The organism is Acidovorax sp. KPB24-07, from assembly GCF_057543315.1.
In genome coordinates this window covers 1-574 of record NZ_BAAJYS010000945.1, presented here as the reverse complement: position 1 = coordinate 574, position 574 = coordinate 1, and the positions used below count along the sequence as shown (strand labels likewise).

The following is a 574-nucleotide window of genomic DNA, read 5'->3' as shown; positions in this document are numbered from 1 at the left end:
TGAGCGTGCCGTAGCAGTCGAAGGTCACGTACTTGGGACGGAAGGTCATGGTCTCGGAATCCTCGGGTTGGGCCGGTCACCGACCGGGGCGGTTCGCAGCGCCTGATTTGGCATTTGCGACAGTGTCATTACGAAGTGATTGAAGCACGCGGTTTCGCGAGTGTCATAGGGAAATGCAGGGGTGCGGCGCGCGAAAGCTGCGGTTTGCCGGGGGCCTTGCGGCATGCCGTGCGGTCTGCACCGCCGGCGTGCAACCGTGCACCGTTAGTGCGCCGCAGCAAAGTCGATGAGCACGCTTTTGAAGCGCAGGTTGGCCTCCACGGCCTGGCGGCCCAGGTCCTTGCCGATGCCCGACTGGTGGTAGCCGCCGGTGGGAATGACGAAGTCCGCGCTGCGCCCGTAGCGGTTGATCCAGACGGTGCCCGCGCTGATGCCGCGCATGGCGCGCAGCGCGCGGCCGATGTCGGCGGTGTGCACGCCGGCCGCCAGGCCGTAGTGCGCGTGCGCGGCCAGGGCCAGGCCTTCTTCCTCGGTGTCGAAGGTCTGCACCGTGAGCACGGGGCCGAAGATCTCT

Annotated in this window: 1 protein-coding gene; it reads right to left on the bottom strand. The window is 66.9% G+C overall.

Annotated features, from left to right (window positions below; genetic code table 11):
* Positions 1-264 precede the first annotated feature (264 nt).
* A partial coding sequence (locus AC27IQ_RS26815) for an aldehyde dehydrogenase family protein (protein ID WP_487091515.1) occupies positions 265-574 on the bottom strand: 310 nt, incomplete at its 5' end.